Origin of the sequence: Paraclostridium sp. MRS3W1, assembly GCF_032465715.1 — a bacterium.
In the GTDB taxonomy this organism is placed as follows: Bacteria; Bacillota; Clostridia; order Peptostreptococcales; family Peptostreptococcaceae; genus Paraclostridium; species Paraclostridium dentum.
Window position 1 is genome coordinate 1 of sequence record NZ_JAWDJM010000046.1, and the last position, 6634, is coordinate 6634.

General features: G+C 28.9%; 5 protein-coding genes and 1 pseudogene. 5 read left to right on the forward strand and 1 reads right to left on the reverse strand.

Annotated features, from left to right (window positions below; genetic code table 11):
- Positions 1–211 precede the first annotated feature (211 nt).
- The 5 genes and pseudogenes from RWY47_RS03745 (at position 212) to RWY47_RS03765 (ending at position 6222) form a co-directional block, all read left to right on the forward strand.
- Positions 212–1030 (forward strand): MerR family transcriptional regulator, encoded by an 819-nt coding sequence (locus tag RWY47_RS03745; RefSeq protein WP_021431186.1) that lies wholly within the window; start codon positions 212–214, stop codon positions 1028–1030.
- A 226-nt stretch (positions 1031–1256) separates the two neighbouring features.
- Positions 1257–1394 (forward strand): annotated as a pseudogene (locus RWY47_RS18120) (cation transporter); the annotation flags it as partial.
- Between the two features lie 21 nt (positions 1395–1415).
- Positions 1416–3914, forward strand: coding sequence for a heavy metal translocating P-type ATPase (locus RWY47_RS03755; RefSeq protein ID WP_224170904.1), 2499 nt, complete (start codon positions 1416–1418; stop codon positions 3912–3914).
- A gap of 212 nt (positions 3915–4126) precedes the next feature.
- A complete protein-coding gene (locus RWY47_RS03760; protein WP_021431184.1) occupies positions 4127–4639 on the forward strand; it encodes an ECF transporter S component in 513 nt (170 codons plus the stop codon).
- Between the two features lie 242 nt (positions 4640–4881).
- Positions 4882–6222 carry a Na+/H+ antiporter NhaC family protein gene (locus RWY47_RS03765; RefSeq protein ID WP_224170905.1) on the forward strand — a complete coding sequence of 447 codons (1341 nt, stop codon included), beginning with the start codon at positions 4882–4884 and terminating at the stop codon, positions 6220–6222.
- Between the two features lie 47 nt (positions 6223–6269).
- On the opposite strand, the gene RWY47_RS03770 is transcribed toward RWY47_RS03765, so the two are convergent.
- A partial coding sequence (locus RWY47_RS03770; protein WP_316030242.1) for a hypothetical protein occupies positions 6270–6634 on the reverse strand: 365 nt, incomplete at its 5' end.

A 6634-nucleotide genomic window follows, 5' to 3' on the forward strand; every position in this document is an offset into this window, starting at 1 on the left:
TATTTAATGTGATTCAAGATGGATTTGAGTATAAGCAATTTTATAATTTAGATAGTAAAAAACTAGAAAAAGCTTTAAAACAAATTCAACGGGCAGAATTTCCGAGAAGTAATAAGTTTTTTTTGAAAATAATAAAATAGAAAAAATAATAAGTTTAGAGTTGCATACACTAAATACGAGCATTATGCTAAAATATAGCAGAGGTGATTGAATGGGAAAATATTTATCTATTGGTCAAATGGCTAAACTAAACAATATATCGGTTCAGACTCTTAGGCATTATGAAAAAGTTGAATTATTAAAACCTTCATACATAAATGAAACTACAGGATATAGGTATTATTCTATGAAAGATTTTAGTACTATAGATTTAATAAAACAATGTAAAGCTATGGGAATGCCACTAGAAGAAATAAAGGAAGTAACACATAACTACACATCTTTAGAATCAATTTTTAATATACTTGGAAATCAAAAACAAATAATTTATGAAAAATTAAAAGAATTAGATAATATCAAAAACAAAATTGAATCTCTTGAAAATAAGATAAAAATTTCACTAGATAAAGGGCTTAACACTGTATTTATTAAGGAGAATGAAGAAAGAACTTTTAAAACATATCATTGCAAAGATAGATATACTGATGAATTTGAAATTATTTTGAGAAAAGTATTATTAGAAGTAGAAAAAGATTATGAAAATGTAAATGCTGAAATTGCGTTTACAACTTCGTATAGCGACATGAAATTTAATCAGAATGTAGTTTATAAAAATGTAATGATAAACTTGGGTGAGAATAAAAATTTTATAGATGAAAAAATAATAAAAATACCCAAAGGGAAATACTTAACTATGTATTTTGATGATGCATATAAAGATTCAGGAAAATATTATGATGTAATTATGAAATACATAAAAGATAATAATATTGAAACTATAGGTGATTTTCATGAAATATATATAATGACTAGGGTTGGTATGGATGGAAAAGAAAAGTCGCTTGGACAAATCGAAATATTAATGAAATAAAAAAGCTGGTATCTATTAGGTTATCAGCTTTTTTGAGTTTATAGAAAATAATAGTTGTAAAAAATATATAAAATTAAATTTTATGAAAAAAAGTGTTTCAAAATACCCATAGGGGGTATATAATATTATTATAAACTATTAAATTTAAGGATGGTGAAAACCAATGAGTATAAATACAAATAAAAGTACTTATAAAATAACTGGGATGACTTGAGCAGCTTGTGCAAAAGCTGTTGAGAAAGCAGTTAAAAAAATTGATGGGGTAGAAAATCAGAATGTAAACATAGCAACAGAAAAACTGGATATAGAGTATGATCCGAATAAAGTTAAATTCACGGATTTAAAGGATGCAATAGAAAAAGCAGGGTATGGTATAAAAGAAGAGATGAAAAACACAGAACTGTTTGAAAAAATTGATATAAAAATAGAGGGAATGACATGTCAATCTTGTGTAAAGGCAGTTGAAAGAAGTATAAAAAAATTAGATGGAATAGAAACTGCAAATGTAAATATAGCAACAGATAAAGCAACAATAACTTATGATGGATCAAAAGTTAAATTATCTCAAATTAAGGGCGCAATAGAAAAAGCAGGCTATAAAGTTGTAGATGAAGCTAAGCAAATTGATATAAAAATAGAAGGGATGACATGCCAATCTTGTGCAAAAGCAGTTGAAAGAGGTATAAAAAAACTAGATGGTATTAAATCTGTAAATGTAAATATAGCAACAGATAAAGCAACAATACAGTATGATGGATCAAAAGTAAAGTTATCACAAATTAAGGGTGCAATAGAAAAATCAGGTTATAAAGTTGTAGAAAAAATTAAAGACAATAATATAGATGAAGATAAAATAAGAAAAGAAAAAGAAATAAAGGTTCTTAAAAATAAGCTTATAGTATCAATGATATTTGCAATTCCATTATTATATATAGCTATGGGACCGATGATGCCTAAACCATTTGGGCCATTACCTATCCCAGAATTTATAAACCCTATGCATAATTCACTAAACTATGCATTAGTTCAATTATTATTAGTAATACCTATAATCGGAGCAGGATACAAGTTTTATATAAATGGAACTAAAGCATTAATAACTAAAAGTCCAAATATGGATTCTTTAGTTGCAATAGGTACAGCTTCAGCTCTTATATACAGCATGTATACTACTATACAAATTGCTACAGGAAAAATTGGGCATGTAGGTGGACATGATCATCAATTATATTACGAAAGTGCTGGTATAATAATAGCACTAATATTACTTGGGAAATATCTAGAAACTAGATCTAAAGGAAAAACTTCAGAAGCTATAAAAACTCTTATGGGATTACAGCCAAAGACTGCTATAATAATTAAAAATTCACAGGAGTTAGAAATACCAATTGATGAAGTTGAAGAAGATGATATTATAGTAGTAAAACCAGGAAGTAAGATACCTGTAGATGGGATAGTAATTGAAGGACATACTTTAGTAGATGAATCTATGCTTACAGGAGAAAGTATGCCTGTTGAGAAAAAAGTTGGAGATAAGGTAACTGGAGCTAGTATAAATAAAAACGGTAATATAAAATTCAAAGCAGAAAAAGTAGGAAGTGATACTGCTCTTGCTCAGATTATAAAATTAGTTGAAGATGCACAAGGAAGCAAAGCGCCTATAGCAAAATTGGCTGATACTGTATCTGGTTATTTTGTGCCAACAGTTCTAGCAATAGCTACAATAAGTGCATTACTTTGGTTCTTTGTAGGTGGAAAAGATTTAGTATTTTCTCTAACTATTTTTATATCTATATTAGTTATAGCTTGCCCATGTGCATTAGGACTTGCAACTCCTACAGCTATAATGGTTGGAACAGGCAAAGGGGCAGAAAATGGTATATTAATAAAAGGTGGAGAAGCACTAGAATCTGCACATAAAATAAATACTATAATATTTGATAAAACAGGAACTATAACAGAAGGAAAACCTGTTGTAACGGATATTGTAACTACTGATATAGTTAGTGAAAAAGAACTTCTTCAATTTGCAGCAAGTGCAGAAAAAGGGTCAGAACATCCACTTGGAGAGGCTATAGTAAAAAAAGGCGAGGAAGAAAAATTAGAAAGTTTAAATGTAACTAATTTTAACTCTATAACAGGTCATGGTATAGAAGTAACAATAGATAAAAAGAATATATTCTTAGGAAATAAGAAACTTATGGATGATAAAAATATAAGTACAAGTGAGTTAGAGGAAATTTCGGATAAATTAGCAAGTGAAGGTAAAACTCCAATGTATATATCTATTGATAATAAACTAGCAGGTATAATAGCTGTTGCTGATATAGTTAAAGAAAACAGTAAAAAAGCAGTAGAAAGATTACATGAAATGGGAATTCAAGTTGCCATGGTTACTGGAGATAATAAAAAAACAGCAAATGCAATAGCAAATGAAGTTGGTATAGATATTGTTTTAGCCGAAGTATTACCAGAAGATAAAGCAAATGAAGTTAAAAAACTTCAAGAAAAAGGTAATTTTGTAGCAATGGTAGGTGATGGAATTAATGACGCTCCTGCATTAGCTAAGGCTGATATAGGTATTGCGATAGGAAGTGGAACTGATGTTGCAATTGAATCTGCAAACATTGTATTAATGAAAAGTGATCTTATGGATGTCCCTACAGCTATCAAATTAAGTAAAGAAACAATTAAAAACATTAAGCAAAATTTATTCTGGGCATTTGGATATAATACAATAGGTATACCTGTCGCAGCAGGAATCTTATATTTATTTGGAGGACCTTTATTAAATCCTATGATAGCAGCGGCTGCTATGAGTTTAAGTTCAGTATCTGTAGTTAGTAATGCATTAAGATTAAAAAACTTTAAAGCATATAAATAATAAAAAAGAATAGCCAAATTAGGCTATTCTTTTTACGTTTAAGTAAATTAAAATTTAATTATGAAAAATTTAGGGTAAAAGTATATATGTATATGATAATCATTGTATCCATACAATCAAAATAACAATTGTATGGGTACAATAATTATTGTATGTTTGAATACGTTTCTTTATAATAAAAGCATAAGAAATTGATTGTGGAGGGATATAATATGCATGAGGATACAAGGAAAACAGTACTTAAGGGCCTGATGATAGCTTTAGTTTGTATTGCTACTATGGCCATACAAATACCAATACCTGGGACTGAAGGATATGTTAATATTGGAGATAGTGTGATTTTTATTTCATCAATATTGTTTGGACCTATAACAGGTATGATAGCGGGGGGAATCGGTTCTGCTTTTGCTGACATACTAAGTGGATATGCTCATTGGGCAATATTTACTCTTATAATAAAAGGATTAGAAGGATATTTAGTTGGAATTATAATGAAAAATCATAATACAATTATAAAAAGTGTACTTTCAACAGGAATAGGAACTTTAACAATGGTAATAGGATATTTTATAGCTGGAATAGTATTAAAAGGTAGTGCTATAATTTCAGCAGCTTCTATACCTGCTAACTTAATACAAGGAATAGTAAGTATGGTAATAGCTATTCCACTTTCATATTCTTTAAGTAAAGTGAAATACGTTAAAATGTTTAAAGCTCATTCTTAGAATAAAAAATATACAAATTAAATAAAAAAGCAAGTGAATAAAGGCTAATATTCACTTGCTTTTTTTTTACACTTAATGAAATTATAATTACTGTAAAAAGTGTTTAAAATTTAACATAATTGATTTTCTCTATATTTACAAATTAGTACATAGATATTTGCAATTTTACATATTTATACAATTTTCATACAATAGATGTTGGGTTGAGAAGCTTATTCATAATGTAAAGGGAGGAAAAAATTATGGAAAATATAGACGATAATAGTCTGAATCAAAAAAAGGGAAGTGCGATAGCATTACTTCCTATAGGTGTATTTTTAATATTATTTTTAGGTAGTGGGATTTTAACTGGAGACTTTTATAAAATGCCAGCATTGACAGCATTTGTAATTGCAGCTGTAGTTGCATTTATAATTAATCCTAAAGAATCTTTAGATAATAAAATGGACGTTTTTTTAAAGAATGCAGGGGATAGCAATATTCTGATAATGATTGTTATATTTTTATTAGCAGGAGCTTTTGGTAGTGTAGCTAAAGCAATGGGAGGGGTAGACTCTACAGTAAACCTAAGCTTAGCGATTTTACCACCAAATTTATTAGTACCAGGTTTATTTTTAATGGTATGTTTTATATCTACATCAATGGGAACATCTGTTGGGACGGTGTCTGCACTAACACCTATTGCAATAGGAGTATCGCAAAAAACTGGAATACAATTAGAATTACTAGTAGCGATAATAGTTGGTGGATCTATGGTTGGAGATAGTTTATCGATGATATCAGATACAACTATAGCAGCGGCAAGTACACAAGGTTGTCAGATGAAAGATAAGGTAAAAATGAACTTCTTTGTTATACTTCCAGCAGCATTACTAAGTTTTATAATAATAGCTGTAATGACAGCAGGGACAGCAGCTTCAGCTGAAGCTGGACATTATGAAGTTATAAAAGTTGTACCGTATGTTGCAGTATTAGTTGGAGCTTTAGCTGGAGCAAATGTTTTTGTACTTCTTGCAGGAGGAGTTGTATTTGCAGGAGCTATAGGGATTTTTACAGGAACATTAGATATGTGGCAATTTATAGATGCTGTATCTAAAGGTATGGCTGGAATGCAAGAGTTATGTATATTAGTAGTTATAGTAGGTGGGGTAATAGGACTAATAAAACACAATGGTGGTATAGATTTCATATTAAATTTTGTAACAAGCAAGATAAAAAGCCCGACTGGAGCTAAGTTTGGAATAGCTTTAATTGCTAGTATAATAGATTTATGTACAGCAAATAACACTATAACTATAATAACAGCAGGACCATTAGCTAAGGACATTGGGAAAAAGTATGGTCTTGATCCAAGAAAACTTGCAAGTATATTAGATTTATTTTCATCATGTTGGCAAGGTATGATTCCTTATGGAGCTCAAATATTAACGGCTGTAGGAATTGCTGGAGTTTCATCTATAGGAGTTATTAAATTTTTATATTATCCAATACTTCTATTAATATTTGCAAGTATCTCTTTAGTAATAGAGTTTCCTAAATTAAGCCTTAAAAAAGAAGCTAACAAAGAAAGTAGAGCAAGTTAAATAAAAAAGGAATCTTTTTAAGATTCCTTTTTTATTTATTGTTTATTTTAAATTTCAAATTCTTTAGGTCTTATAAATTTCAAAACAAAGTTTTTACTATGACCAACTATCCATATACATAACAATGTTATAAAAAAGGCTATACCTAACTCAAATATATCTATCATAGAAAAACTCATTCTCATAAATATCATATAAGAAGTAATCATAAAAACTATGTAATTTATACTAAATAGTAAATCTACTAATTTTTCAGACCAACCGTCTAAATATAATTTTCTCGATTTAAAAAGCTTACAGCCCATATTTTTCATTTCTGAGAAAATAGAATAAAATGAATAAATTATTACTGAAACTAAAAAAACACTTATACTATATGGAATTTTGTATATAAAGCTTACTCCCCCTGAAC